Origin of the sequence: Streptomyces sp. NRRL S-350 (genome assembly GCF_000719705.1) — a bacterium.
In the GTDB taxonomy this organism is placed as follows: Bacteria; Actinomycetota; Actinomycetes; order Streptomycetales; family Streptomycetaceae; genus Kitasatospora.
The window spans coordinates 173,180-198,153 of the sequence record NZ_JOHO01000003.1 but is presented as its reverse complement, the minus strand read 5'-3'; the positions used below and the strand labels follow the sequence as shown (position 1 = coordinate 198,153).

The 24,974-nt window shown below is 72.9% G+C and carries 23 protein-coding genes and 4 tRNA genes; 7 read left to right on the top strand and 20 right to left on the bottom strand.

Going from position 1 to position 24,974, the window contains the following annotated elements:
* Nucleotides 1–113: 113 nt before the first annotated feature.
* Together secE and IF30_RS0104705 are read right to left on the bottom strand one after the other, a co-directional pair.
* Nucleotides 114–452: a preprotein translocase subunit SecE gene (gene secE / locus IF30_RS0104710; RefSeq protein WP_030232328.1), complete on the bottom strand. Its 339-nt coding sequence runs from the start codon at nucleotides 450–452 to the stop codon at nucleotides 114–116.
* A gap of 147 nt (nucleotides 453–599) precedes the next feature.
* Nucleotides 600–672, bottom strand: a tRNA-Trp gene (locus tag IF30_RS0104705).
* Nucleotides 673–956: 284 nt separating this feature from the next.
* Here IF30_RS0104705 and IF30_RS0104700 point away from each other — a divergent pair.
* Together IF30_RS0104700 and IF30_RS0104695 are read left to right on the top strand one after the other, a co-directional pair.
* On the top strand, nucleotides 957–2,204 hold the full coding sequence (locus IF30_RS0104700) for a pyridoxal phosphate-dependent aminotransferase (protein WP_030232325.1): 1,248 nt from the start codon (nucleotides 957–959) through the stop codon (nucleotides 2,202–2,204).
* A gap of 109 nt (nucleotides 2,205–2,313) precedes the next feature.
* The gene (locus IF30_RS0104695; protein ID WP_030232323.1) at nucleotides 2,314–3,405 is read left to right on the top strand and encodes an adenosine deaminase; all 1,092 of its coding nucleotides are present in this window, start codon (nucleotides 2,314–2,316) and stop codon (nucleotides 3,403–3,405) included.
* Here IF30_RS0104695 and IF30_RS0104690 read toward each other — a convergent pair.
* The 8 genes from IF30_RS0104690 to IF30_RS0104655 all read right to left on the bottom strand — a co-directional run bounded on the left by IF30_RS0104690 (nucleotide 3,402) and on the right by IF30_RS0104655 (nucleotide 8,238).
* A complete protein-coding gene (locus IF30_RS0104690; protein WP_030232320.1) occupies nucleotides 3,402–4,445 on the bottom strand; it encodes a UDP-N-acetylmuramate dehydrogenase in 1,044 nt (347 codons plus the stop codon). The two genes, IF30_RS0104695 and IF30_RS0104690, sit on opposite strands and share 4 nt — an antisense overlap.
* A 56-nt stretch (nucleotides 4,446–4,501) precedes the next feature.
* Nucleotides 4,502–5,986, bottom strand: coding sequence for an MFS transporter (locus IF30_RS0104685; RefSeq protein ID WP_037898964.1), 1,485 nt, complete (start codon nucleotides 5,984–5,986; stop codon nucleotides 4,502–4,504).
* 88 nt (nucleotides 5,987–6,074) lie between these two features.
* Nucleotides 6,075–6,638: a TetR/AcrR family transcriptional regulator gene (locus IF30_RS0104680; protein ID WP_234322582.1), complete on the bottom strand. Its 564-nt coding sequence runs from the start codon at nucleotides 6,636–6,638 to the stop codon at nucleotides 6,075–6,077.
* 134 nt (nucleotides 6,639–6,772) lie between these two features.
* The gene (locus IF30_RS0104675; protein ID WP_030232311.1) at nucleotides 6,773–7,195 is read right to left on the bottom strand and encodes a MaoC family dehydratase; all 423 of its coding nucleotides are present in this window, start codon (nucleotides 7,193–7,195) and stop codon (nucleotides 6,773–6,775) included.
* Nucleotides 7,196–7,200: 5 nt separating this feature from the next.
* Nucleotides 7,201–7,659, bottom strand: a complete 459-nt coding sequence (locus IF30_RS0104670) for a MaoC family dehydratase N-terminal domain-containing protein (protein WP_030232308.1) — start codon at nucleotides 7,657–7,659, stop codon at nucleotides 7,201–7,203.
* A 142-nt stretch (nucleotides 7,660–7,801) separates the two neighbouring features.
* Nucleotides 7,802–7,966 (bottom strand): 50S ribosomal protein L33, encoded by a 165-nt coding sequence (gene rpmG, locus IF30_RS0104665; protein WP_006604855.1) that lies wholly within the window; start codon nucleotides 7,964–7,966, stop codon nucleotides 7,802–7,804.
* A gap of 83 nt (nucleotides 7,967–8,049) precedes the next feature.
* Nucleotides 8,050–8,122, bottom strand: a tRNA-Met gene (locus IF30_RS0104660).
* A 43-nt stretch (nucleotides 8,123–8,165) separates the two neighbouring features.
* Nucleotides 8,166–8,238, bottom strand: a tRNA-Thr gene (locus tag IF30_RS0104655).
* A 254-nt stretch (nucleotides 8,239–8,492) separates the two neighbouring features.
* Between IF30_RS0104655 and IF30_RS0104650 the strand changes: the two genes are divergently transcribed.
* Complete coding sequence (locus tag IF30_RS0104650; RefSeq protein ID WP_030232298.1) at nucleotides 8,493–9,761, top strand: hydrolase; 1,269 nt, start codon at nucleotides 8,493–8,495, stop codon at nucleotides 9,759–9,761.
* A gap of 100 nt (nucleotides 9,762–9,861) precedes the next feature.
* Here IF30_RS0104650 and IF30_RS0104645 read toward each other — a convergent pair whose 3' ends face one another.
* The 7 genes from IF30_RS0104645 to IF30_RS0104610 all read right to left on the bottom strand — a co-directional run bounded on the left by IF30_RS0104645 (nucleotide 9,862) and on the right by IF30_RS0104610 (nucleotide 18,628).
* Nucleotides 9,862–10,536 (bottom strand): response regulator, encoded by a 675-nt coding sequence (locus tag IF30_RS0104645; protein ID WP_030232295.1) that lies wholly within the window; start codon nucleotides 10,534–10,536, stop codon nucleotides 9,862–9,864.
* Nucleotides 10,533–13,199: a sensor histidine kinase gene (locus tag IF30_RS0104640; protein ID WP_030232292.1), complete on the bottom strand. Its 2,667-nt coding sequence runs from the start codon at nucleotides 13,197–13,199 to the stop codon at nucleotides 10,533–10,535. Before IF30_RS0104640 ends, IF30_RS0104645 begins: the two co-directional genes overlap by 4 nt.
* A gap of 131 nt (nucleotides 13,200–13,330) precedes the next feature.
* Nucleotides 13,331–13,960 carry a potassium-transporting ATPase subunit KdpC gene (gene kdpC / locus IF30_RS0104635; RefSeq protein ID WP_030232290.1) on the bottom strand — a complete coding sequence of 210 codons (630 nt, stop codon included), beginning with the start codon at nucleotides 13,958–13,960 and terminating at the stop codon, nucleotides 13,331–13,333.
* Nucleotides 13,961–13,974: 14 nt separating this feature from the next.
* Complete coding sequence (gene kdpB, locus IF30_RS0104630) at nucleotides 13,975–16,089, bottom strand: potassium-transporting ATPase subunit KdpB (RefSeq protein WP_030232288.1); 2,115 nt, start codon at nucleotides 16,087–16,089, stop codon at nucleotides 13,975–13,977.
* Nucleotides 16,089–17,753, bottom strand: a complete 1,665-nt coding sequence (gene kdpA, locus IF30_RS0104625) for a potassium-transporting ATPase subunit KdpA (protein WP_030232285.1) — start codon at nucleotides 17,751–17,753, stop codon at nucleotides 16,089–16,091. The genes kdpB and kdpA overlap by 1 nt, the downstream gene beginning before the upstream one ends.
* A 1-nt stretch (nucleotide 17,754) precedes the next feature.
* Nucleotides 17,755–17,844 (bottom strand): K(+)-transporting ATPase subunit F, encoded by a 90-nt coding sequence (kdpF, locus tag IF30_RS46355; RefSeq protein WP_037898961.1) that lies wholly within the window; start codon nucleotides 17,842–17,844, stop codon nucleotides 17,755–17,757.
* Nucleotides 17,845–18,547: 703 nt separating this feature from the next.
* Nucleotides 18,548–18,628, bottom strand: a tRNA-Tyr gene (locus IF30_RS0104610).
* 216 nt (nucleotides 18,629–18,844) lie between these two features.
* Between IF30_RS0104610 and IF30_RS0104605 the strand changes: the two genes are divergently transcribed.
* The gene (locus tag IF30_RS0104605; RefSeq protein WP_030232283.1) at nucleotides 18,845–19,333 is read left to right on the top strand and encodes a YajQ family cyclic di-GMP-binding protein; all 489 of its coding nucleotides are present in this window, start codon (nucleotides 18,845–18,847) and stop codon (nucleotides 19,331–19,333) included.
* A gap of 129 nt (nucleotides 19,334–19,462) precedes the next feature.
* On the opposite strand, the gene IF30_RS0104600 is transcribed toward IF30_RS0104605, so the two are convergent.
* Nucleotides 19,463–19,957 (bottom strand): hypothetical protein, encoded by a 495-nt coding sequence (locus tag IF30_RS0104600; protein WP_030232281.1) that lies wholly within the window; start codon nucleotides 19,955–19,957, stop codon nucleotides 19,463–19,465.
* A 561-nt stretch (nucleotides 19,958–20,518) separates the two neighbouring features.
* On the opposite strand from IF30_RS0104600, the gene IF30_RS0104595 reads away from it, so the two are divergent.
* From IF30_RS0104595 to mug, 3 genes are all read left to right on the top strand, one after another.
* The gene (locus IF30_RS0104595) at nucleotides 20,519–21,691 is read left to right on the top strand and encodes an aminopeptidase P family protein (protein ID WP_051709227.1); all 1,173 of its coding nucleotides are present in this window, start codon (nucleotides 20,519–20,521) and stop codon (nucleotides 21,689–21,691) included.
* A gap of 100 nt (nucleotides 21,692–21,791) precedes the next feature.
* Nucleotides 21,792–22,790, top strand: a complete 999-nt coding sequence (locus IF30_RS0104590) for a phosphatase PAP2 family protein (RefSeq protein ID WP_051709225.1) — start codon at nucleotides 21,792–21,794, stop codon at nucleotides 22,788–22,790.
* Between the two features lie 14 nt (nucleotides 22,791–22,804).
* Nucleotides 22,805–23,347, top strand: a complete 543-nt coding sequence (mug, locus tag IF30_RS0104585; protein WP_030232278.1) for a G/U mismatch-specific DNA glycosylase — start codon at nucleotides 22,805–22,807, stop codon at nucleotides 23,345–23,347.
* A 188-nt stretch (nucleotides 23,348–23,535) separates the two neighbouring features.
* Here the strand turns inward: mug and IF30_RS0104580 are convergent, their stop codons facing one another.
* Both IF30_RS0104580 and IF30_RS0104575 read right to left on the bottom strand, forming a co-directional pair.
* Nucleotides 23,536–24,483: a M48 family metalloprotease gene (locus IF30_RS0104580; RefSeq protein ID WP_030232277.1), complete on the bottom strand. Its 948-nt coding sequence runs from the start codon at nucleotides 24,481–24,483 to the stop codon at nucleotides 23,536–23,538.
* A 3-nt stretch (nucleotides 24,484–24,486) separates the two neighbouring features.
* The gene (locus IF30_RS0104575) at nucleotides 24,487–24,912 is read right to left on the bottom strand and encodes a BlaI/MecI/CopY family transcriptional regulator (protein WP_051709222.1); all 426 of its coding nucleotides are present in this window, start codon (nucleotides 24,910–24,912) and stop codon (nucleotides 24,487–24,489) included.
* Nucleotides 24,913–24,974 lie beyond the last annotated feature (62 nt).

Genomic DNA, 24,974 nt, shown 5'->3' with positions numbered 1-24,974 from the left:
GACTTCAACAGTACCGAGTCCACGGTAACGGCGCGTACGTGCGCCACCGACAGCTCGACCCGGGCCGAAGGTCGGCCCGGGTCGGAAGGCTGGTTCGAAGGTGGTCGGCTGCGTCAGCCGAAGATCCAGAGGCTCAGCTTGGAGAAGCCGTAGTCCAGACCCGCCACCAGGGCCATCATGACCACGACGAAGGTGACCACGACGGCGGTGTAGTTGGTGAGCTCGCCCCGGGTCGGCCAGACGACCTTGCGCAGCTCCGCGATGATCTGGCGGTAGAAGAGGCCCATCCGCGCGAAGAGGCCCTTCTTGGCCCGCTTGCCGGACTTCTTGTCGCGGTTGCCGCGCTTGCCGGACTTCTTGTCGCCCTCGACGGGCGTGGTCTCGGCAGCGCCGTCGGCACCCTCGGGGTTGCCGCTCTCAGGCGTTGCGGTGGAGCCCGTGGTCTCCGTCACTCGTCCTCACCTGAATCCGGGTCCTGCCGAACTTCGCCGCGCACCCGGTGGGGCACGACCGGCCGGCGTAGCGGTGCTGATCGGTGCCATCTCCGCATCAAGCCCGCTCGCTCTGTGGAGCGAACGGGCTGAAAACGGTTCAAGCAGCAGGGCAAGAGGGACTCGAACCCCCAACCGCCGGTTTTGGAGACCGGTGCTCTACCAATTGAGCTATTGCCCTACGGCGCCTCGCGGCTCCGGTGGCGACCAACCTACCGCATCTCCCCCCGCTGTCTGCACAGCGATGAGAGCTCCGGTTCTTTTCGGCGGGCCGTCGAGCAGCGAGTGTACGTGGTCGAGGGGTGTTTGGTCGAACCTCTTCTTCCGGGAGGGCCCGCCTCCCGGCGGATGTCCGGTCCGCGGGGGCGCCCACCGGCGGATCGCCGGGGTCGGGACGCGGACGGGGCCGGTACGGATGCCGGAACCCCCATGCCCGGTCCGTCCCGGTTCTGCGACGATGCAGGCATGAGCGCTTCCACCCCGCAGCCCGACCAGTCCATCCGCCCCGCCGACCGCCGGGTCTCCGCCCGGATCGGCGCGATCGCCGAGTCCGCGACCCTCGCCGTGGACGCCAAGGCCAAGGCCCTCAAGGCCGCCGGCCGCCCGGTCATCGGCTTCGGCGCCGGCGAGCCCGACTTCCCGACGCCGGGCTACATCGTCGACGCGGCCGTCGAAGCCTGCCGCGACCCGAAGAACCACCGCTACACCCCGGCGGGTGGCCTGCCCGAGCTGAAGGCCGCGATCGCCGCCAAGACGCTGCGCGACTCCGGCTACGAGGTGGACGCCTCCCAGGTGCTGGTCACCAACGGCGGCAAGCAGGCGATCTACGAGGCCTTCGCCGCGATCCTGGACCCGGGCGACGAGGTCATCATCCCGGCGCCGTACTGGACCACCTACCCGGAGTCGGTCCGGCTCGCCGGCGGTGTCCCGGTGGAGGTCGTCTCGGACGAGACCACCGGGTACAAGGTCTCGGTCGAGCAGCTGGAGGCCGCCCGCACCGAGAACACCAAGGTGGTGCTCTTCGTCTCGCCGTCCAACCCGACCGGCGCGGTGTACACCGAGGCCGAGGCCGAGGCGATCGGCCGCTGGGCGCTGGAGCACGGCCTGTGGGTGCTCACCGACGAGATCTACGAGCACCTGGTGTACGGCGGCGCCACCTTCACCTCGCTGCCGGCGCTGCTGCCCGAGCTGGCCGACAAGTGCGTCGTCGTCAACGGCGTGGCCAAGACCTACGCGATGACCGGCTGGCGGGTCGGCTGGGTGATCGGCCCCAAGGACGTCATCAAGGCCGCGACCAACCTGCAGTCGCACGCCACGTCGAACGTCTCCAACGTCGCCCAGCGCGCCGCGCTGGCCGCCGTCGCCGGCGACCTGGACGCGGTGGCCGAGATGCGCGAGGCCTTCGACCGCCGCCGCAAGACCATCGTGCGGATGCTCAACGAGATCGAGGGCGTCGTCTGCCCCGAGCCCGAGGGCGCGTTCTACGTGTACCCGTCGGTCAAGGGCCTGCTGGGCAAGGAGATCCGCGGCCGGCGCCCGGAGAGCTCGGGCGAGCTGGCCGCGCTGATCCTGGACGAGGCCGAGGTCGCCGTCGTCCCCGGCGAGGCCTTCGGGACGCCGGGCTACCTGCGCCTCTCCTACGCGCTCGGGGACGCCGACCTGGTCGAGGGCATCAGCCGGGTCCAGAAGCTGCTCGGCGAGGCCCGCGACTGACGTCGGTCCGCCGCGCCGGCTCCACCCGGGAACCGCCCTCTTTTCACCCCTTGGGGGGACGGAAGGAGGGCGGTTCCCGTTTGGGGTCCGGATACGGCAGTATCGGCGAATGGAACGCCTGTTGAACCCGCGAGACGTCAGGGGCCTCCCGAAGGCCCACCTGCACCTGCACTTCACCGGCTCGATGCGCCCCGCCACCCTGCTGGAGCTGGCCGACAAGCACGGCGTCCGCCTGCCGGAGGCGCTCAGCTCCGGCGAGCCGCCGAGCCTGCGGGCCACCGACGAACGCGGCTGGTTCCGCTTCCAGCGCCTGTACGACACCGCCCGCTCCGTCCTGCGGGACGAGGAGGACATCCGCCGGCTGGTCCTGGAGACCGCCGAGGACGAGCGCCTGGACGGCTCCCGCTGGCTGGAGATCCAGGTCGACCCGACCTCCTACGCGCCCCGGCTGGGCGGCCTGATCCCCGCCCTGGAGCTGATCCTGGACGCGGTGCGGCATGCCGCCGAGGCCACCGGGGTGGGCATCCGGGTCCTGGTCGCGGCCAACCGGATGAAGTCCCCGATGGACGCCCGGACCCTGGCCCGGCTCGCCGTCCGCTACGCCGACCACGGGGTGGTCGGCTTCGGGCTCTCCAACGACGAGCGCCGGGGCCTGGCCCGGGACTTCGACCGGGCGTTCGCGATCGCCCGCAACGGCGGACTGCTGGCTGCCCCGCACGGCGGCGAGCTGGCCGGCCCGGAGTCCGTCCGGGACTGCCTGGACGACCTGGGCGCCACCCGGATCGGCCACGGCGTGCGGGCCGCCGAGGACCCGCGGCTGATGCAGCGGCTGGCGGACCGCCAGGTCACCTGCGAGGTCTGCCCGTCCTCCAACGTCTCGCTCGGCGTCTACGAGCGCCCCGAGGAGGTCCCCCTGCGCCGGCTCTTCGACGCCGGGGTGCCGATGGCGCTGGGCGCCGACGACCCGCTGCTGTTCGGCAGCCGGCTGGCCGCCCAGTACGAGCTGGTCCGGGACGTCCTGGGCTTCACCGACGCCGAACTCGCCGAGCTGGCACGGCAGTCGGTGCGCGGCTCGGTCGCGCCGGAGGACGTCCGCAAGGAGCTGCTGGCGGACATCGACGCCTGGCTGGTGGACGGCCGCGCCCCCGCGGACGCGACCGCCGCTGCCACTGTGAACGCCACTGCGGGCGCCGGCGCCTAGAGCGCGACGCCCACCATCACCGGCTCGTTCACCAGCTCCACCCCGAAGGCCTCGCGGACCCCGTCCCGGATCTCCCGGGCCAGCGCCAGCAGGTCCTCGGCGGTGGCCGAGCCGCGGTTGGTGAGCGCCAGGGTGTGCTTGGTGGAGAGCGTCGCCGGGCCGCTGCCGTAGCCCTTGCCGAAGCCGGCCCGGTCGATCAGCCAGGCCGCCGAGGTCTTGGTGCAGCCCTCCGGCGCCGGGTAGGCCGGGGCGTTCTCGGTGCCCGGGCGGGTGCGGAACGACTCGTACTGCGCGGCCGTGAGCACCGGGTTGGTGAAGAACGAGCCCGCCGACCAGGTGTCGTGGTCCCCCGGGTCGAGCACCATGCCCTTGCCGGCGCGCAGCAGCAGGACGGCGTTCCAGGCCGTGCGGACCGGCACCCGCTCGCCCTGCTCGACACCCAGGTGCCGGGCGGTCTCGGCGTAGCGGACGGGAGTGGAGAGCCCGTCATTGTCCTCCAGGCGGAACCGCACCCGCAGCACCACGTAGCGCTCGGGCTCGGCCTTGAAGCGGCTGTGCCGGTAGGAGAAGGCGCACTCGGCGTTCGAGAGCGTGACCACCTCGTCGGCCGTGCGGTCGTAGGCGACCACCTCGGTGATCGACTGCGCGACCTCCTGGCCGTACGCGCCCACGTTCTGCACCGGGGTCGCGCCGGCCGAGCCGGGGATGCCGGCCAGGAACTCGATGCCCGCCAGTTCGTGGTCCTGCACCGCCCGGCGGACCACCTCGGACCAGGTCTCGCCGGCCGCGACCTCCAGCGCCGTGCCGTCCAGGGCGAACCCCTCGGTGGCGATCCGCAGCACGGTGCCGGGGAAGCCGGCGTCGCCGATCACCAGGTTGGAGCCGCCGCCGAGGACCAGCAGCGGCTCCCCGGCCGCGTCGGCCTCGCGGACGGCGGCGATCACGTCGTCGTCGGTGTGGGCGGTGACCAGGCGGCGGGCCGGGCCGCCGAGCCGGAGCGTGGTCAGCGGGGCGAGGGGGGCGTCGTTTTCTACCAGCACGCCCACCAGCGTAAGGGGGGAAGGACGGCCGCCCGGCCGCCCTTCCCCCCGCGGGCTCACACCCGGGCGGCTTCGGCCCGGTCCGCCACCGGCTGCCCCGCGGTCGCCGTGGTCGCCGTGGTCGCCGTGGCTGTCGCGGCTGTCGCGGCCTCGGCCTTGCGCCGGCGCGGGATGAACACCGCGGCGAGCGCCCCGACCGCGACGGCGGCCGCGCCGACGTACAGCGCGGGCACCAGCCCGTCCGTGAAGGCCCGCGCCGACTGGTAGCCGCCCCGGGCGGAGAACACCGCCGAGAGCGCGGCGACCCCGAGCGCCCCGCCGACCTCGCGCAGGGAGTTGTTGGCGCCGGACGCGATCCCCTGCTCCTGCGGCCGGACGCTCGCCATCACCAGTTGGGCGGTCGGGCCGAAGTAGAGGGACATGCCGATCCCGCAGACCACGATGGCGGGGATCTGGGCCGGATAGTCGTACCCGGTGCTCCCGTCCACGACGAGGGCGAACATCGCCAGTCCGGCGGCCTGGAGTGCCAGCCCGGCGACCACGATCGGCCGGCCGCCGATCCGGTCGGAGACCATGCCCGCGATCGGCGAGACCAGCAGCGGCATCGCCGTCCACGGCAGCATCCGGATGCCGGCCTCCTGCGGGCTGTAGCCGCCGGCCCCCTGGAGGTACTGGCTGATCAGGAAGATCGAGCCGAACATTCCGAGGTACATCAGCAGGCTGGCGGCGTTGACGGCCGAGAAGGCGCGGCTGCGGAACAGGCGCATCGGCAGCATCGGATGGGCGGCCACGCGCTGCTCGTACCAGACGAAGGCGGCCAGCAGGGCCGCGCCGCCGATCAGGGCGCCGAGGACCAGCGGGCTGGTCCAGCCGTCCGGGTTGCCGCGGATCAGGCCCAGCACGACGCCGAACATCCCCAGGCTGACCAGCACCGTTCCGGGTCCGTCCAGGGCCCGGTCGGCGCCCCGGCTCTCGCCGAGCCGCAGGAAGGCCAGCGGCAGCAGGGCGAGGCCGACCGGGACGTTCACCCAGAAGATCCACTGCCAGGAGAAGTGCTCGGTGAGCGAGCCGCCGATCAGCGGCCCGGCGGCGACGGCCAGGCCGCTGACGCCCGACCAGATGCCGAAGGCCAGCCCCCTCTTGGACTCGGGCACGGCGGCGGTGAGCAGGGTGAGGGTGAGCGGCATCATCACCGCCGCTCCCACGCCCTGGACGGCCCGGGCGGCTATCAGCTCGCCGATGCCCGGCGAGAGCGCGGCCGCGGCGGAGCCGGCGGTGAAGACCGCAAGGCCGATCAGGAAGACCCTGCGACGGCCGAAGCGGTCGCCGAGGGCGGCGCCGAACATCAGCAGCACGGCGAAGCTCAGGGTGTAGGCGCTGACCGTCCATTCGAGGTCGGACAGGCCGCCGCCGAGTTCCTCGCGGATCGACGGCAGTGCGGTGGTGACCACCAGGTTGTCCAGGGCGGCCATGAAGCTCGCCGCGCTGACGATCACCAGGGTCCAGACCGCGGCTCGGCCGAAAGCCGGTTTCTCCGTCATGATGTGTCCCGGATTCCTCTAGATAGTTATTGCTCAATAACTTTCGTGGGCCGAAAAGAGGCCGCACGGACGCCACCGCGCGGCCCGCCTACTCCGTCCCTTCACACCCGTCCAGGCCGGTCCACATCCGGTGGTCCGGCGGGTATCCCAGCGCCACCAGCGTGTTGATCAGCATCCCGTGCGCGAAGAACCGCGTGGCGTCCTTCATGTCACCGCCGATCCGGATCCTGACCCGGTCGAACAGGTCCTCCCACAGGCGCCGGGCGCTCTCCCCGATCCCCTCCTCGCCCGCCGCCCTGGCCGCGAACACCGAGACGTAGAGCTGCATCTGCATCATGAGCTGGTCACGGTCCTCGACCAGGCCCAGGTACGCCCCGGACATCGCATCGGCGGCGGCCTCGCCGGTCAGCCCGGCCGACGCCTCGTCGAAGACCCGCCAGGTCTCCTCGACGCAGCGTTCGGCGGCCGCCTCGAAGATGGCCTGCTTGCCCGGGAACAGCCGGAACAGGTACGGCTGCGAGACGCCCACCCGGCGGGCGATCGCCTCCGTGGAGGTGCCCCGGTAGCCGCCCCGGGCGAACTCGATCATCGCGGCACGGACGACGCTCTCGCGCCGCTCCTCCGCACTCATCCGGATGCTCGACCTCGCCATGGGTCCGAAGTTAGTGGCCAATCACTATCTTGGCAAGCCCCGGGCGGCCCCGGGCGGCCGCAGGCGGGGGGCCCGACCGGCACCCCCACCCGCGACCGCCCGGCCGCCCGGCCGCCCGACCGGACCGGACCGGCTCAGCCGAGCCGGACGACCGCGCGGGACATCCCGAGGACCTTCTGCCCGCCCGTGGTGGCCAGCAGGTCGACCTGCACCCGGCGGTCGTCCAACTTCTTGGCGACCTTCGCCGAGACCTCCACCACCGCGCCCACCCCGTCGTTCGGCACCGGCACCGGCCGGGTGAACCGCACGCCGTACTCGACCACCGCGGCCGGGTCGCCCACCCAGTCGGTGACCACCCGGATCGCCGCGGCCATGGTGAACATGCCGTGCGCGATGACGTCCGGCAGGCCGACCTCCAGCGCGAACTTCTCGTTCCAGTGGATCGGGTTGAAGTCACCCGAAGCGCCCGCGTACCGCACCAGTGTGTCGCGGGTCACCGGGAAGGACTGCGCCGGCAGCTCGGTGCCGACCTCGACCTCGTCGTAGCTGATCGCCATCGCGCTCACTCCCCCGCCTCGTCGGCGGCCCGGGCCACCAGGGTCATGACCGACGTCACCACGTGCTCGCCGGTCGCATCCGTCACCTCGCCACGCACGGTGAGCACGTCATTGCCCGCCAGTGACTTGATGTTGTCGATGGTCACCGCGACCGACAGCCGGTCACCGGCCCGCACCGGGCGGGTGTAGGCGAACTTCTGGTCGCCGTGCACGACCCGGCTGAAGTCCAGGCCCAGCTCCGGGTCCTGGACCACCTGGCCGGCCGCGCGGTAGGTGATCACGAACGGGAAGGTCGGCGGGGCGATCACGTCCGGGTGGCCCAGCGCCTTCGCCGCCTCCGCGTCGGCGTACGCCGGGTTGGCGTCGCCGATCGCGGTCGCGAATTCGCGGATCTTCTCCCGGCCGACCTCGTACGGCTCGGTGGGCGGGTAGCTACGCCCGATGAAGGAGGGGTCGAGTGCCATGGCAGCTCCTCGGAACGCGGATGGACGGACGGATGGATGCGGAACGGGGGATACGAAAAAGGCTCCGGGCCACACCCCTCGTGAGGGATGCGGCCCGGAGCCGAAGACCTGGTTCACACAGGCCCGACGCCCTGCAAGAGGGTCAGCGGGTCTCGCGGTGCGCGGTGTGCGAGTTGCAGCGGGGGCAGTGCTTCTTCATCTCAAGACGGTCCGGGTCGTTACGCCGGTTCTTCTTGGTGATGTAGTTCCGCTCCTTGCACTCCACGCAGGCCAGCGTGATCTTCGGGCGGACATCGGTGGCAGCCACGGGAGTGCCTTCCTTGGACAACGAATAAGAACACGACAAGAGTAGCCGACCGGGAGTGCGATCTCCCGACCGACTACGCGGGGTAGCGGTGACCGGACTTGAACCGGTGACACAGCGATTATGAGCCGCTTGCTCTACCAACTGAGCTACACCGCCACAGTGATCCGCAGCACAGCCGAAGCCGACTGCCTCTCACCAGAGCCCCCATGCGGAATCGAACCGCAGACCTTCTCCTTACCATGGAGACGCTCTACCGACTGAGCTATAGGGGCGAACGAGGAAGAGATTACACGTTCCGCGCCCTGAGGTGAAATCCGTATCCCGCGGCGAAGATCGCAGGTCGGCGAGGTGCACGGGCGAACGATCCAAGGCCGGGCGTTCGACCGGCCCGCGAGCCGCACGGCCCGACCCGATACGACTATTGCCCGCCTCCCGGCGCCCCGCCCCCGCGCGCCATAGGCTCGACGCTCATTGATCGGGCAATCGACCGGCCGACCGCACGGGCCGGCACGAGAAGGAGCCGGCGATGGACAGCGCAGCCGCCGACGGGTCGCACCAGGGGCCCGGCCCGGCGGCCAACCCGCTCGGGCACGGCCCGGTCCTGCTGCTCACCGGCGCCCGGCTGGCCGACGGGCGGGTGGTGGACGTCCGGATCAGCGGCGACCGGATCCAGGCCGTCGGCACCGTCGGCAGCCTCGGCCCGCTGCCCGCCCCGCCCGGCGCGCCCACCGTCACCACCGGCGCCCGGATCGACCTCAAGGGCTACCTGCTGCTCCCGGCCCCCGCCGAGGCGCACGCCCACTACGACACCGCCTTCTCCGCCGCCCTGCCCGCCCCACCGCCGGACACCCAGGCCGACCTCACCCGCCGGGCCACCGAAGCCGCGCTCACCTCGCTCGGCTACGGCGCCACCGCCCAGCGCACCCACGTCCGGATCGGCGACGTGCACGGCCTGCGCCGGCTGGAGGCGGTGCTCACCGCCCGGCAGGCGCTGCGCGGGCTGGCCGAGCTGCAGGCGGTGGCGATGCCCCGGCTGCTCACCGGACGGGCCGGCGCGGACGGCCGGGCGCAGCTGCGCGAAGCGCTCAAGCTGGGCGCCACGGCGGCCGGCGGCTGCCCGGAGCTGGATCCGGACCCGTCCGGGTACGTACAGCTGCTGCTGGAGGCCGCCCGGGAGGCGGACTGCCCGGTGGACCTGCACACCACGGCCGGCGACCCCGTCCGGCTCTCCCGGCTGGTCGGGGCCCTGGCGCCGCTGCGGCCGCGGGTGACGCTCGGGCCGTGCGGCGCGCTGGCCCACGGCGCGTCGGCGGTGCTGGCGACCGGCGGGATGCGGGTGGTCTGCCTGCCGCAGAACGGCGGCTGCACCGGCCTGGAGGGCCGGGCGACGGGCCTGCGGCCGGGCCTGCTGCGGGAGTTGGCGGCGGCCCAGGTGCCGCTGGCGGCGGGCAGCGGGGCGCTGCGCGATCCGTCCAACCCGGTCGGCCGGGCGGATCCGCTGGAGTCGGCGTACCTGCTGGCGGCGGGCGGGGAGTTGGGCCCGGACGCGGCGTACGACGCGGTGGCGAACCAGGCCCGGGCGGTGCTCGGGCTGCCGCCCGTCCGGGTGGACGCCGGGTTCCCCGCGGAACTGCTGGCGGTGCGCGGGGACAGCCTCGCCGGGGCGCTCGCGGGCGGGCACAGCAGGCTGGTGGTGCACAGCGGCCGGGTGGTCAGCCGGACCAGCGCGGTGCGGGAGTTCGCGGACACCGTGGCCCTGGCACTGCCCAGGCAGTCCGGGAGCGCCGAGGACTGAACGCCCGACCGTCGACCACCCGTCGACGGTGCACAGTCGACTGGTTGACGATCCGTCAGCAGTGTTGTGGCGGTCCGTCGGCGGTCCGGGGCCCGGCTCGCTACGGCACGTACCGGTAGCCGATCCCCGGCTCGGTGACCAGGTGTCGCGGCCGGGCCGGGTCGCGCTCCAACTTGCGGCGCAGCCCGGCGAGGTAGACCCGCAGGTAGTTGCCGCGCCCCTCCTGCGCCGGCCCCCACACCTCGCGCAGGATCTGCCGACCGGGCACCAGGCGGCCGGGGTTGGCGAGCAGCAGGGCGAGGATCCGCCACTCGGTCGGGGTGAGCCGCACGGTGCCGCGGGGGCCGGTCACGGTGGTGGCCGCGAGGTCCACGGTGTGCTCGCCGATCACCGGCCGGCCCGGGGCCGCGCCGCCCGGCAGCCGGCGCAGCACGGCGCGCAGTCGGGCCAGCAGTTCGTCCATCAGGAACGGCTTGGTGAGGTAGTCGTCGGCGCCCGCGTCGAGGGCGCCGACCTTGTCGGCGGCGTCGCTCCGGCCGGAGAGCACGATGATCGGCACCGCGCTGTGGGCGCGCAGGCCGCGCAGCACCTCCATTCCGTCGATGTCGGGCAGCCCGAGGTCGAGCAGGACGGCGTCCGGGGCACGGTGCGCGGCACGGTCGAGCGCCTCGCCGCCGCCGGCGGCGGTGCGGACGGCGTAGTGCCGGGCGCTGAGGTTGATCCGCAGGGTGCGCAGCAGGGCCGGTTCGTCGTCGACGACCAGGATTTCACTCATGCCGGGGGCTCCTCCGGGGTGGCGGCGGGCAGGGTGAGCAGCATCGTGGTGCCGCCGCCGGGGGTGTCCTCGACCTCCAGGCTGCCGCCCATGGCCTCGGCGAGGCCGCGGGACAGGGCGAGGCCGAGGCCGACACCGGTGGTGTTGTCGGTGTCGCCGAGGCGCTGGAAGGGCAGGAAGACGCGGTCGCGGTCCTCGGGGGCGATGCCGGGGCCGCGGTCGACCACCCGGATCTCGACCCGGTCGGCGTGGTGGCTGGCGGTGACCAGGACGGGCGCGCCGGGGGCGTTGTGGCGCAGCGCGTTGGCGATGACGTTGGCGAGGACGCGTTCCAGCAGCGGCGGGTCGGCGAGCACCGGCGGGGCACCGCCGCCCAGGTCGACCGCCAGGTCGCCCGGCCGGCTCGGCGGGTACGGGCCGGGGAGGCTGTCGAGGGCCCGCGGCAGGACCTCGTCCAGGTGAATCTCGGTGAGGTGCAGGGTGAGCGCGCCGGCCTGGAGGCGGCTCATGTCGAGCAGGTTGTCGACCAGGCGGGTGAGCTTGACCAGCGACTCGTCGGCGGTGGCGAGGAGTTCGGCCTGGTCCTCGGGCGAGAACTCGACGTCGGAGCTGCGCAGCGAGCCGACGGAGGCGCGGGCCGCGGCGAGCGGGGTGCGCAGGTCGTGGCCGACGGCGGCGAGGAGCGCGGTGCGCATCCGGTCGGCGGCCTTGATCGGCTCGACCTCGGCGGCGGCCAGGGCCAGCCGGTCGCGTTCCAGCGCGGCGGCGACGTGGGCGGCGAAGGCGGTCAGCACCCGCTGGTCGGCGGCGGGCAGCCGGCGGCCGGTGAGCACCATGACGGCGTCCGCGCCGACCGGGACCTCGGTGGTCTCGTCCGGCCTGTCGGCGGGCTCCGGGTGCCCGGTCGGCGGCGCTGCCGGGGGCGCTGTCGGGGGCGGGGTGGGCGCGGTGGGGTGCGGGTGCGCGTACGGGTGCCCGGTCGGCGGCGCTGCCGGTTTCCCCGCCGGATCCCCGCCGTCGCAGTGGGCGAGGACCTCGCCGTCGCCGCGGGAGAGCAGGGCGACGGCCCGCATGCCGAAGGCCGTCCGGGACTTCTCCAGCAGGGCGGGCACCGCGTCCGCGCCGCGCAGCACGCTGCCCGCCAGGGTGGAGAGCGTCTCGGCCTCGGCGGTGGCGCGGGCGGCCCGGGTGGTGAGCCGGCCGGCGTGGTCAACGACGGTGGAGACGGCGAGCGCGATGGCGGCGAAGACCACCAGGGCGACGATGTTGTTGGTCTCGCCGATGGTCAGGCTGTGAAGCGGCGGGATGAAGTAGTAGTTCAGCAGCACCGAGGCGATGAGCGCGGCCACCAGGGCGGACATGGCGCCGCCGAGCAGGGCGACGATGACCACGCCGAGCTGGAAGACCAGCGTGTCGGTGGTGAGGTTGATCCGGTGGTGCGCCTGGGAGAGCAGCGCGGTGAGCAGCCAGGGCATCACGAAGCCCGCCGCGTAGCCGAGGACGGTGCGGCGCCTGGAGTGGCGGCGGCCGAGGGAGGGCAGCCGGCCGCGGCCGGTGAACTCGTGGGTGACCATGTGGACGTCGATGTCCTCGGAGGCGTCCACGGTGGTCTCGCCGATGCCGGGGCCGGTCAGGAAGCGACTGGTCCGGCCGCGGCGGCTGGTGCCGAGCACCAGCTGGGTGGCGTCGTGGGCGCGGGCGAAGGCCAGCAGCGCGGTGGGGATGTCGTCGCCGACCACCACGTGGTAGCTGCCGCCGAGGGTCTCCACCAGCTGCCGCTGCTGGGCGAGCGCGCCGGAGGAGGCGCCGGCCAGGCCGTCGCTGCGGGTGACGTGGACGGCCAGCAGCTCGCCGCCGGCCGTCCGGTCGGCGATCCGGGCGGCGCGGCGGATGATCGTTTCGCCTTCGGGGCCGCCGGTGAGGGCGACCACGACGCGTTCGCGGGTCTCCCAGACCCGGTCGATGCCGTGGCCGGCCCGGTAGTCGCGCAGGCCCTCGTCGACGCGCCCGGCGACCCAGAGCAGGGCGAGTTCGCGCAGGGCGGTGAGGTTTCCGACCCGGAAGTAGTTCGAGAGCGCGGCGTCCACCTTCTCCGCCCGGTAGACGTTGCCGTGGGCCATCCGGCGGCGCAGTGCCTGCGGGGCCATGTCGACGAGTTCGATCTGGTCGGCCCGGCGGACCACCTCGTCCGGGACGGTCTCGCGCTGGGGGATGCCGGTGATCTTCCGGACGACGTCGTTCAGTGACTCCAGGTGCTGGATGTTGACGGTGGTGATGACGTCGATCCCGGCGGCGAGCAGTTCCTCGACGTCCTGCCAGCGCTTGGCGTTGCGGCCGCCGGGGACGTTGGTGTGCGCCAGCTCGTCCACCAGGACGACGGACGGGCGGCGGGCGAGCACCGCGTCGAGGTCCATCTCCTCGAACTGGGCGCCCCGGTGTGGGCGGTGGAGCCGCGGCACGACCTCCAGGCCCGCCAGCATGCCCTCGGTGTGGTGCCGGCCGTGGCACTCGATGTACCCGACCACGACATCGGCCCCGCGTTGCCGTCTGCGCCTGGCCTCGTCCAGCATCCGGTACGTCTTGCCGACCCCCGGCGCGGAGCCGAGGTACACCCTCAGCCGGCCGCGGCGGACGCCGGAGCCGGGGGTGAGGTCGCGGGCCATGGGCACTGCTCTTTCCATCGGGAGGGGACAGCCGGTCGGTGCGCGCCTGCGGACGCGGGCCGGCCGGCCCGGCGCGGGAGGGGAGCTCCCACGCCCGGGCCGACCCGGTCACCTACGCATGTGATGGTTCGTCACTTCTGCTCGCTGAGCGCCTTGTTGAGCAGGACGACGTTGACCGACTCGTTGCCGAGGAAGCCGAGCGAGCGGCTCTCGGTGTACCGGTCGACCAGTTCGGCCACCGTCCGCACCGGCAGGCCTCGGTGCCGGGCGACCCGGTCGACCTGCTCCCTGGCGTAGGCCGGCGAGATGTCCGGGTCGAGGCCGGAGCCGGAGGCGGTGAGCGCGTCGGCCGGGACGGCCGCCGGGTCGACGCCGTCGAACGCGGCGACGGCGGCGCGGCGGTCGTTGACGGCCTTGAGCAGGTCCTCGCTGTTCGGACCGAGGTTGCTCGCACCGGAGTTGTCGCCGGCGTAGCCGTTGGCGGCGGGGCGCGGCTGGAACCACTTCGGGTCCGGCTTGGCCTCCTCCTTCGGGTCGTCCGGATCGGCCTTGGGCAGGTCGTAGTTCTGGCCGAGCAGGCTGGAACCGACCTCCTTGCCGTCGGCCCTCACGATCGAACCGTCGGCCTTGTCGCTGAACGCGACCTGGCTGATCCCGGTGACCAGCAGCGGGTAGGCGACACCGAGGATCACCGTCAGCACCAGCAGGATCCGCAGCGCGGTGAGGTGGGTGCGCACGGTGGTGGGCAGGGGCTTGGACATCGGACTCTCCTCTCTCAGCTCAGGCCGGGGATGAACTGGACGATCAGGTCGATCAGTTTGATGCCGACGAACGGCACCACCAGGCCGCCGAAGCCGTAGATCCCGATGTTGCGCCGCAGCAGCGAGCCCGCGTCGGACGGGCGGTAGCGCACGCCGCGCAGGGCGAGCGGGATCAGGCCGATGATGACCAGGGCGTTGAAGACGATCGCCGAGGTGATCGCGGACTGGGGGCTGTGCAGACCCATGATGTTGAGGTGGCCCAGGCCCGGGTAGACCCCGGCGAACATCGCGGGGATGATCGCGAAGTACTTGGCCACGTCGTTGGCGATGGAGAAGGTGGTCAGCGCGCCGCGGGTGATCAGCAGCTGCTTGCCGATCTCCACGATCTCGATCAGCTTGGTCGGGTTGGAGTCGAGGTCGACCATGTTGCCGGCCTCCTTGGCCGCCATGGTCCCGGTGTTCATCGCGACGCCGACGTCGGCCTGGGCGAGCGCGGGGGCGTCGTTGGTGCCGTCGCCGGTCATCGCGACCAGCTTGCCGCCCTCCTGCTCCTTCTTGATCAGGGCCATCTTGTCCTCGGGCGTGGCCTCGGCGAGGAAGTCGTCCACCCCGGCCTCCTCCGCGATCGCCTTGGCGGTCAGCGGGTTGTCGCCCGTGATCATCACGGTCTTGATGCCCATCCGGCGCAGCTCGTCGAAGCGCTCCCGCATGCCCTCCTTGACCACGTCCTTGAGGTGGATCACCCCCAGGACCCTGGCCGGAGCCGAACCGACCCTGGTCGCCACCACCAGCGGCGTGCCGCCCGCCGCGGAGATCCCGTCGACCAGCGCCGACACCTCGCCGGTGACCCGGCCACCGTTCTCGGCGACCCAGTCGGACACGGCCGCGGCCGCGCCCTTGCGGACCTGGTGGACGCCCCCGGCCTCGTCCAGGTCCACACCCGACATGCGGGTCTGGGCGGTGAACGGCACCCAGGTGGCGTGCGTCAACTCGCCCTGGGCGCGGGCCCGCAGGCCGTACCCGGTCTTGGCGAGGACCACGATCGAGCGGCCCTCGGGCGTCTCGTCCGCCAGCGACGACAGCTGGGCCGCGCCGGCCATCTCGTCGGTGGAGACACCGCTCACCGCGAGGAACTCCGCGGCCTGGCGGTTGCCCAGGGTGATGGTGCCGGTCTTGTCGAGCAGCAGGGTGTTGACGTCCCCCGCGGCCTCGACGGCCCGGCCGGACATCGCCAGCACGTTGCGCTGCACCAGGCGGTCCATCCCCGCGATGCCGATCGCGGACAGCAGCGCGCCGATGGTGGTCGGGATGAGCGCCACGATCAGGGCGACCAGGACGATCATCGACTGCGGGGCACCGGCGTAGGTGGCCATCGGCTGCAGGGTCACCACCGCGACCAGGAAGACGACGGTCAGCGAGGCCAGCAGGATGTTGAGCGCGATCTCGTTCGGCGTCTTCTGCCGGGCCGCGCCCTCGACCAGGGCGATCATCCGGTCGATGAACGACTTGCCGGGCTCCGCGGCGATCCTCACCACGATCCGGTCGGACAGCACCTTGGTGCCGCCGGTGACGGCGCTGCGGTCACCGCCGGACTCCCGGATCACCGGCGCGGACTCGCCGGTGATCGCCGACTCGTCGACGGACGCGACGCCCTCGACCACGTCGCCGTCCCCGGGGATGGTCTGGCCGGCCTCGACCACCACGTGGTCGCCCAGCCTCAGCGCGGTGCCGGGCACCTCCTCCTCGGCCCGGCTCGTCGGCCAGTCCCGCAGGCGCCGGGCGACGCTCTCGCTCTTGGTCCTGCGCAGGGTGTCGGCCTGCGCCTTGCCGCGGCCCTCGGCGACGGCCTCGGCCAGGTTGGCGAAGACCGTCGTCAGCCACAGCCAGACGGTGATGACCCAGGCGAACACGGACGGGTCGACGAGCGCGGACACGGTGGTGACCACCGAGCCGACCTCGACCACGAACATCACCGGGTTCTTGACCATCACCCGGGGGTCGAGCTTCCTCACCGCCTCCGGCAGCGACGCGACGATCAGCTTCGGGTCGAGGAGGCCGCTCGCCACTCTGTGCGGCGCGGCGGGCTCGGCCTCGGCAGCCGGTGCGGGGTTGAGCGTGGGAGTGGACATCAGGAGGTGAGACCTTCCGCGATCGGCCCGAGAGCCAGGGCCGGGAAGTAGGTGAGGCCGACGACGATCAGGATCACGCCCGACAGCAGGCCCACGAACAGCGGCTTGTGGGTGGGCAGGGTGCCCGGGGTCGCCGGGACCGGCTGCTGCCGGGCCAGCGAGCCCGCCAGCGCCAGGACGAACACCACCGGCAGGAGGCGGCCGAAGACCATCGCCAGGCCGAGCGCCGTGTCGTACCAGTCGGTGTTGACGGTGAGACCGCCGAACGCGGAACCGTTGTTGTTGGCCGCCGAAGTGAACGCGTACAGCACCTCGGAGAAGCCGTGGGCCCCCGCGTTGAGCATCCCGGCACGCTCGCCCGGCAGCGCCGTCGCCACACCCGCGCCGACCAGGACGATCGTCGGCGTGGTGAGGATGTACAGCGACGCGAACTTCATCTCCCGGGCGCCGAGCTTCTTGCCCAGGTACTCGGGGGTGCGGCCGACCATCAGGCCGGCGACGAACACCGCCACGACCGCCAGCACGAGCATCCCGTACAGGCCGGAGCCGGTGCCGCCGGGCGCGATCTCACCCAGCATCATGTCGAAGACCGTCAACCCGCCGCCCAACGGCGTGTACGAGTCGTGGAATGAGTTCACCGCCCCGGTCGAGGTCAGCGTGGTCGAGGCCGCGAACAGCGAACTGGCGGCGATGCCGAAACGCTGCTCCTTGCCCTCCATCGCCGCGCCGGCGGCCTGCAGGGCGCTGCCCTGGTGCTGCGCCTCGGCGAAGGTGAGCAGGGCGGTCGAGGCGACCCAGAACAGGCCCATCACGGCGACGATCGCGTAGCCCTGGCGGTTGTCGCCCACCATCCGGCCGAAGGTCCGGGGCAGCGCGAACGGGATCACCAGGAGCAGGAAGACCTCCACCAGGTTGGAGAAGCCGTTGGGGTTCTCGAACGGGTGCGCCGAGTTGGCGTTGAAGAAGCCGCCGCCGTTCGTGCCGAGCAGCTTGATGACCTCCTGGGAGGCCACCGGGCCGCCGGGGATCCTCTGCACCCCGCCGCCGAGCGTGGTCACCTCGTGGAAGCCGTGGAAGTTCTGGATCACCCCGGAGGCGGCCAGGACCAGGGCGAACACGATCGAGACCGGCAGCAGCAGGCGCAGGTTGATCCGGACCAGGTCGACCCAGAAGTTGCCCACCCGGTCCGTCCTGTTGCGGGTGAAGCCCCGGATCAACGTGGCCACCACGGCTATGCCGACAGCCGCGGAGACGAAGTTCTGCACCGCCAGGCCCGCCATCTGCACCAGGTGTCCCATCGCGGACTCACCCGCGTAGGACTGCCAGTTGGTGTTGGCGACGAACGAGACCGCGGTGTTCCACGCCTGGTGGCCCGCCATCTGCGGCACGCCCAGGCTCAGCAGCAGCCGGCCCTGGAGGCGGATCAGGCCGTACAGGAAGAGCACCGAGACCGCCGAGAAGGCCAGCACCGAGCGCAGGTACACCGGCCACCGCTGATCGGCGTCGCCGTCCACACCGATCAGCCGGTAGATGCCGCGCTCGGCTCTGAGGTGCTTGGAGGTGGTCAGGATGCGGGCGATGTAGTCGCCCAGGGGGCGATAGCACAGGGCCAGCGCGCCGACGAGGGCGAGGGCCTGCAGCCAGCCCGCGAGAGTGGACCCCATGTCAGAACTTCTCCGGGAAGATCAGCGCCACGACGAGATAGCCGACGAGCGCGACGGCCACGACCAGACCAGCGACGTTCTCGACGCTCACAGCCTCTCCACCCCCCGCGCGATCAGGGCGATGACGGCGAACACGGCGACCGTGACACCGACGTAGATGAGATCGGACATGGGCTCCACCAGCGTGCATCGGGAGATGCCGCGCCCTGACCGAAGGGGCCGACGCGGCGCCGGAGGAAGACCGGCAGATGCAGCAAAGCAGCGGCCACAGGCGCGTTCCGGAGCCCTGACGCCCTCCATACGGGTGATAGCGCCGCGTTGACGCGACCTTGACGGACGCCTCACCCGCCCGCGACGAAGACCCCGCCGGAAAGCCGAGGGCCCCGGGCGGCAACCTGCCACCCGGGGCCCTCCACCTGCCGGTTCCCGATCGCCGCCCCGGCTCCGCGCGCCACTGACACGGCGACGCGTGCGCGTCGACAGGGCCTCGACGCTCCGATCGGGCCACTGCGACGCGGCCCGGGGCTGTTGGCGGGGGTGGGTGAGCCGTTTGTCCCGGCGGGCGCCGGTTGGGAAGACGATCAGCTCGGTAGGACTCCCACCCCCGAACCCCAACTCTGATGCCCAGGGTCTGCAATTGCAAGTGATACGCAATAAGAGCGCCCGCGCACGCCTCCCGGGACGGGCGAAGCGGCCGGCACGCCCCGAATGGCCGAGAAGGCCGGGGAGGGGCGGGAAAACGAAACGGCCCCCGATCCGCGTTTCCGCAGATCGGGGGCCGTTTCTCTATCCTGTGGCTGGTGCAGGGTTCGAACCTGCGTAGCTTGCGCGACAGATTTACAGTCTGCTCCCTTTGGCCGCTCGGGCAACCAGCCAGGATTCCGTCGACCGGGGTGTTTGCCCCGTTCGACGTGGTAAACCATACCTGATGCCAGGGGGTGCTTCGCCACTCGATAAGCCGCGCGATGATCATGGAGTGCGGTGCCGCCGGGGCGGGCGAACGCGGGGCGGCGCTGGATAGGCTGGGACGGCGGACGCCCCGTGGGGCGGGCCGTGCCCGTGAAGCCAGAGCATCAAGGAGACCAACACCCATGGCCGACTCCAGTTTCGACATCGTCTCGAAGGTCGAGTGGCAGGAGGTCGACAACGCGATCAACCAGACCTCCCGCGAGATCGCGACGCGCTTCGACTTCAAGGGCGTGGGCGGCGAGATCAGCCGCTCCGGCGAGAAGATCGAGATGAAGGCCAACGGCGAGGAGCGCGTGAGGGCCATCCTCGACGTGCTGCAGACGAAGTTCATCAAGCGCGGCCTGTCGCTGAAGGCACTGGACGCCGGCGAGCCCCAGCTGTCCGGCAAGGAGTACAAGATCTTCGCCGACATCAAGGAGGGCATCTCCACGGAGGACGCGAAGAAGGTCGCGAAGATCATCCGTGACGAGGGCCCGAAGGGCGTCAAGGCGCAGGTCCAGGGCGACGAGCTGCGCGTCACCTCGAAGAGCCGCGACGACCTCCAGGCCGTGCAGGCCCTGCTCAAGGGCAAGGACCTGGACTTCGCGATCCAGTACGTGAACTACCGCTGACCCACCGGTCGGCCGGACGACGAAACGGCCCCGCTCCCGGCTCGGGAGCGGGGCCGTCCGCGTGGGCGGGAGGGGGTCGACCCGGGTGCCGTGCGAGTGCCGTGCGGGCGCCGTGCGGTGGGCGCGGGCTCAGTCGGCCGCCGCCGCCCAGCCCTGGGTGGTGCGGTGCGCGTCCAGGCCGACCGACGCGAACTCGTCCAGCCGGCCGTCCGCGGTATGGGCCCCGATCCGTCGCAGGGCGCGGGAGATCGGGGTGCCGTCGGGCGTCGGGGGCTCGGACCCGCCGCCGGTGAGCGGGCCGAGGACGACCCGGCCGTCGGCCCAGACGGCGGCGCGCTGGGTGCCGCTGCCGCCGGAGTACTCGGCCTCCACGCAGGCGATCGGGCCGGCCTTCGACCAGGCGGCCAGCCGGAGTTCGAAGCCGGCCGAGTACCAGCCGGATCCGGCCCCTCCGGTGGACTTGCGCGGGCTGCCGTCGCCCTGGAGGGCGGCGAGGACGGCAGGGGTGACCGGGATCAGCGCCAACCCCTGCCCCAGCGGCACCACCCGGGCCGCCGGAACCTCCGCCGCCGCCACCCGCAGCAGCTCCGATGTTCCTATCAGCGCCTGGAGTTCGTAGGACATGCCGGTCATGCTGTCCCACGGCACTGACAGTCGGCCCGGAATTTATGATTCCGTGCCCGGCCGGAGACCGTAGAGCAGGTTGAGCACCGTCCTGCCGGCCGCGGGGCCCGGGGAGCGCCGGGCCCTGCGGCCGGTCACCCGCTCGGGTGCGTGCCGCATGCGGCGGCCCCGGCGTCCGGGTGGACTGGCCGGGTACGGCCCGCCCCGGGGCCTTCCCCCGGCGCCTGTGCCGTCGGACACCGCTGACCGCGCCCGACAGCAGCCGATCCCTGGCGGCCGGGCCGTACCGGAGGAGACCGCCGATGACGACGAGTCGAGCGGCCGGCCTGCGCTCCGCCGCCACGACGGCGGTCCACGGCCTGGCTCGGGTCCTCCTCTGCCTCGCCCCGGCGGTCGTGTTCCTGCTGCCGACCGGGCTGGGGCCAGGACGGCTCGATCCCCCGCGGCGACGCCCTCGCCGACACCCACCCCGACGCGGAGGGCGTCCACCCGACCCGCGTCGAGGGCCTGTTCCGACGGCACTTCGCCGACTCGGCGAGGCCCTGGGGGATTTCCAGGAGGATGGAGTCCCGGGAGTCCCAGCAGAGCCCGTCCGCCCCCAGAGGAGGAACCGCCGTGCCCCGCCCCTTCACCGTCGAGGACTACACCGCCCGGATGGCCCGGGCCACCGCCGAGGCGACGGCCGCCGGACTGGCCGGCCTGGTCGTCGCCCCCGGGCCCGACCTGGCCTACCTGTGCGGGTACACGCCCACCGCGATCACCGAGCGCCTGACCGCCCTCGTCCTCACGGCCGGGGCCGAACCCGCGCTGGTCGTGCCCAAGTTGGAGCGCCCGGACGCCGAGAAGGCGGTCGGCGTGGCGGCCGTCCGGCTGCTCGACTGGTCGGACGGCGAGGACCCGTTCGCCACCGCCGGCCCGCTGCTCGACCCGGCCGGGCAGTACGGCGTCTCCGACAACACCTGGGCGATGCACCTGCTCGGCTTCCAGGCCGCGCTGCCCCGCACCGCCTTCACCTCGCTCACCGAGTCCCTGCCGATGCTGCGCGCCGTCAAGGACACCGAGGAGCTGGACCGTCTGGCCGCGGCCGGCGGCGCCGCGGACGCCGCCTACCGGAGGATCCTGGAGGTCGACTTCGCGGGCCGCCGGGAGGCCGACGTGGCCGCCGACCTCGGCGCGCTGCTCATCCAGTACGGGCACAGCCAGGTCGACTTCACCGTGGTCGGGTCCGGCCCGAACGGCGCCGACCCGCACCACGAGGCCGGCGACCGGGTCATCCGGACGGGTGACACCGTGGTGCTGGACTTCGGCGGCCTCAAGGACGGCTACGGCTCCGACACCACCCGGACGGTGCACGTCGGCCCGGACGTCCCGGCCGAGGTGCGGAAGGTCCACGACCTGGTCCGGCGCGCCCAGCAGACCGCCTTCGAGGCCGTCCGCCCCGGCGTCGCCTGCCAGGAGATCGACCGGATCGCCCGCCGGGTGATCACCGAGGGCGGCTACGGCGAGTACTTCATCCACCGCACCGGGCACGGCATCGGCACCACGACGCACGAACCGCCGTACCTGGTGGAGGGTGAGGAGCGGCCGCTGGTGCCGGGCATGTGCTTCTCCATCGAGCCCGGCATCTACCTGCCCGGCCGGTTCGGGGTGCGGATCGAGGACATCGTCACCGTCACCACGGCCGGCGGCCGCCGTTTCAACAACACCCCGCACGAGCTGGGCATCGTGGCGTGACCGCGACGCCGGCCGTACGGCCCACCGGATCGGGCGTTCTTACGATCCGGTCATACTTCACCCAGAGTCCTCCAAGTTTGGATTGCTAGTTTCGGTGCGCATGACCAAGACCCTCGACCCGGCCGCGCCGACCGCGCGGCCCGGGCGATCACGCCCGGTGCCTCCGCCCCGCCCCCGCGTGACGGGCTGGTCGAGAATCCGGCTCCTGGCGTGGCCGCTCTACCTGACCGGCCTCGCCTGGTTCCTGCACAGCGAGGGCATCCCCGCCGCCAACGACGTGCTGTTCCTCTGGCTGATCGCGGCACTGCTCACCGCCGCCGTGCACAGCGGGCACGGCGCCCGCGGCTTCCTCCTGGTCCTGCGCGACTGGGTGCCGGTGATGGCCGTGGTGTGGGCCTACTCACTGCTGCGCGGCTACGGCGCGCACACCCCGTGGTCGCCGCACTGGCTGCCGCAGCTGCGCTTCGACGAAGTGCTCGGCTTCGGCGAGACCTGGACCGTCCGGCTCCAGCACGCGCTCTACACCCCCGGCTCCCCGCACTGGTACGACTACGCGGCGGTGGGTGTCTACCTCTCGCACTTCTTCGTGGTCTTCCTCCTGCTCGCCGTGCTCTGGCGGCGCGCCCACCACCGCTTCCGACAACTGCTCGCCTGCTACCTGACGCTCACCTTCGCGGGCTTCGCCACCTACCTGCTCTTCCCCGCCGACCCGCCGTGGCTGGTCGCCCAGGAGGGCAACCTCCCGCACGTGTCCCGGGTCGTCTGGGAGGTGATCTCGGTGAGCGGCCTGCCGCAGGCCGACTCGCTGCTGGAGAACGGCAGCCAGTTCGCCAACGACGTCGCCGCGATGCCCTCGCTGCACTCCGCCTACCCGGCGATGCTGCTCTTCTTCTTCTGGCCCACCGCCCAGCCCTGGCTGCGGGCGGTGCTGGTCGCCTATCCGCTCGCGATGACGTTCACCCTGGTCTACGGCGCGGAGCACTTCATCATCGACGTCTTCGTCGGCTGGGCGTACGCGGCCGCCGTGGTGTTCGGCCTGCGGTGGCTGCGCGGGCGCCGTACCGCACCGGCGGACGGCACGGCAGACTTGGCCGGGTGAAGTCGCACGCGCCGATGAAACCCACCGCCGAGCAGCTGCTGGCCGCCAAGGACACCACCATCCCCGACGTCACCGGGCCCGGCCTGCGGGTGCTGTTCTGCGGCATCAACCCGGGCCTGTGGTCCGGCGCCACCGGCCACCACTTCGCCCGCCCCGGCAACCGCTTCTGGCCCGCACTGCACCGCTCCGGCTTCACCGACCGCCGACTCCGGCCGGACGAGCAGGAGGAACTGCTCGCCCTGGGCATCGGCATCACCAACGTCGCCCCGCGCACCACCGCCAAGGCGGACGAGCTGACCGCCGAGGAACTGCGCGAGGGCGGCGCCGCGCTCCGCGCCCGGGTGCTGCGGCTGCGCCCCCGGGCCCTGGCCGTCCTCGGCATCGGCGCCTACCGGACGGCCTTCGGGCAGCGGCGGGCCACGATCGGGCGCCAGCCGGAGGGCATCGGCGCCACGGAGGTCTGGGTGCTGCCCAACCCCAGCGGGCTCAACGCGCACTACACGCTGGACGCGCTGGCGGAGGAGTTCCGCAAGCTCCGGGAGGCCGTCGAGCGCTGAGCGGGCGACGGCTGCATGCCGTCGAGCGCTGAGCAGGCGACGGTTGAACGCCGCCGAGCGCTGAGCGGGCGACGGTTGAACGCCGCCAAGCGCTGAGCGGGCGACGGCCGAACGCCGTCGAGCGCTGAGCGGGCGACGGCTGGAGGCCGGTCACCGCCGGCGCCTGCGGCCCCCACGGGTCACCGGCCCTACAGCGGGGTGACGGCCTTCAGCACCACCAGCAGGGCCACGGCGGCGTTGAGCGCGCACAGCGCCGACGCCGCCGTACCGACCGCCGCGACCATCGCCGCCAGCCCCGCCGGGGTCTTGGCCGGCGGCCAGTTGCGGGAGGTCGGCACCGGGCCGAGCAGCGCGGCGACCCGGCGCGGCACCGGGCCGGCCGGGGCGGCGAAGGCCGCGAAGCCGGGCGCCGGGGCGGCGTGCGAGACCAGGGCCGCCCGGGCCACCGCCCGCGCGGTGATCCGCCGGTCCCCCACGGCCTGCGCCGAGTCCTCGTCCGCCCACCGCTCGGCGCTGTACGCGACCGCGTCCTGCAGCGGCCGCAGGAAGGGGTTGATGCAGGCGGCGAGCTGAGTGGCCAGCAGGTACCGGTGGTGGCGGTGGCGCAGGTGCGCCCGCTCGTGGGCGAGCAGGGCCTCCCGCTCGTCCGCGGCCAGGCCCGCCAGCATCCCGGTGGAGACCACCACCCGCCCGGGCGAGCCGGGCAGCGCGTAGGCGTACGGGTTGAGGTCGGGCAGCACCGCGAGGTCGTCCGACGGCCCCGTCCCGGCGGGCAGTCCGGTCAGCGCGCGCCGGGCCCGGGCCCGCACCCGCAGGTGCCGCCCGACCGTCCGGGCGCAGGCCGAGCCCACCAGCGCCAGCAGCCACATCGCGGCCGTCCCGACCGTCTCGTGGTACGGCAGCGCGGCCCGCACCTCCGGGTCGGACCAGCTGTCCGGCAGCGGGTTGCCGGGGATCTGCGCGGTGCCGACGACCCCGATCAGCCCGAGGCAGAGCACGCTGCACACCGCCATCACCGCGCTGATCGAGGTCATCAGCCGGGCCGCGCCGCGCGGGTGCAGGTGCTGCTCGGTCAGGCGCGCGATCGGGACCGCGGTGAGCGGCAGGACGAGCGGGAGGAAGACGAAGAAGCCCACGGCTCAGCTCTCGCGGTCGGTCGCTGCCGGATCGGCGGACGCGGCGTCGAGCAGCGCCCGGAGCAGTTCCTCGTCGTGCGGCAGCAGCGCGCTGACGAAACTGGCGAGGACGGCGTCCCGGTCGGCCTCCCCGTCGAGCATCCGGCGCATCCGCAGCGCCGCCAGGCCGGCGGCGTCGGAGGAGGCCTGCCACAGGTAGGAGCGGCCGGAACGGGTGCGGGTGACGGCGTTCTTGGCGTGCAGCCGGGACAGGATGGTCATCACCGTGGTGTACGCCAGGTCGCCCTCCAGGCGCTCCTGGACCCACCCTGCGGCGGCCGGGCCGGGCGCCTGCTGGAGCACCGCCAGCACCTGTGCCTCCAGCTCCCCCTGGCCGCGTCGCCGGGCCGGCGCGTCCCCGGTCGCCGGGGCGTGCCTCTCGTCTGCCATGACGGCCCACTCCCTCCGGATGCCGCGCCCGGACCGCCGGGCACGCGTTCATCCTAACGAGC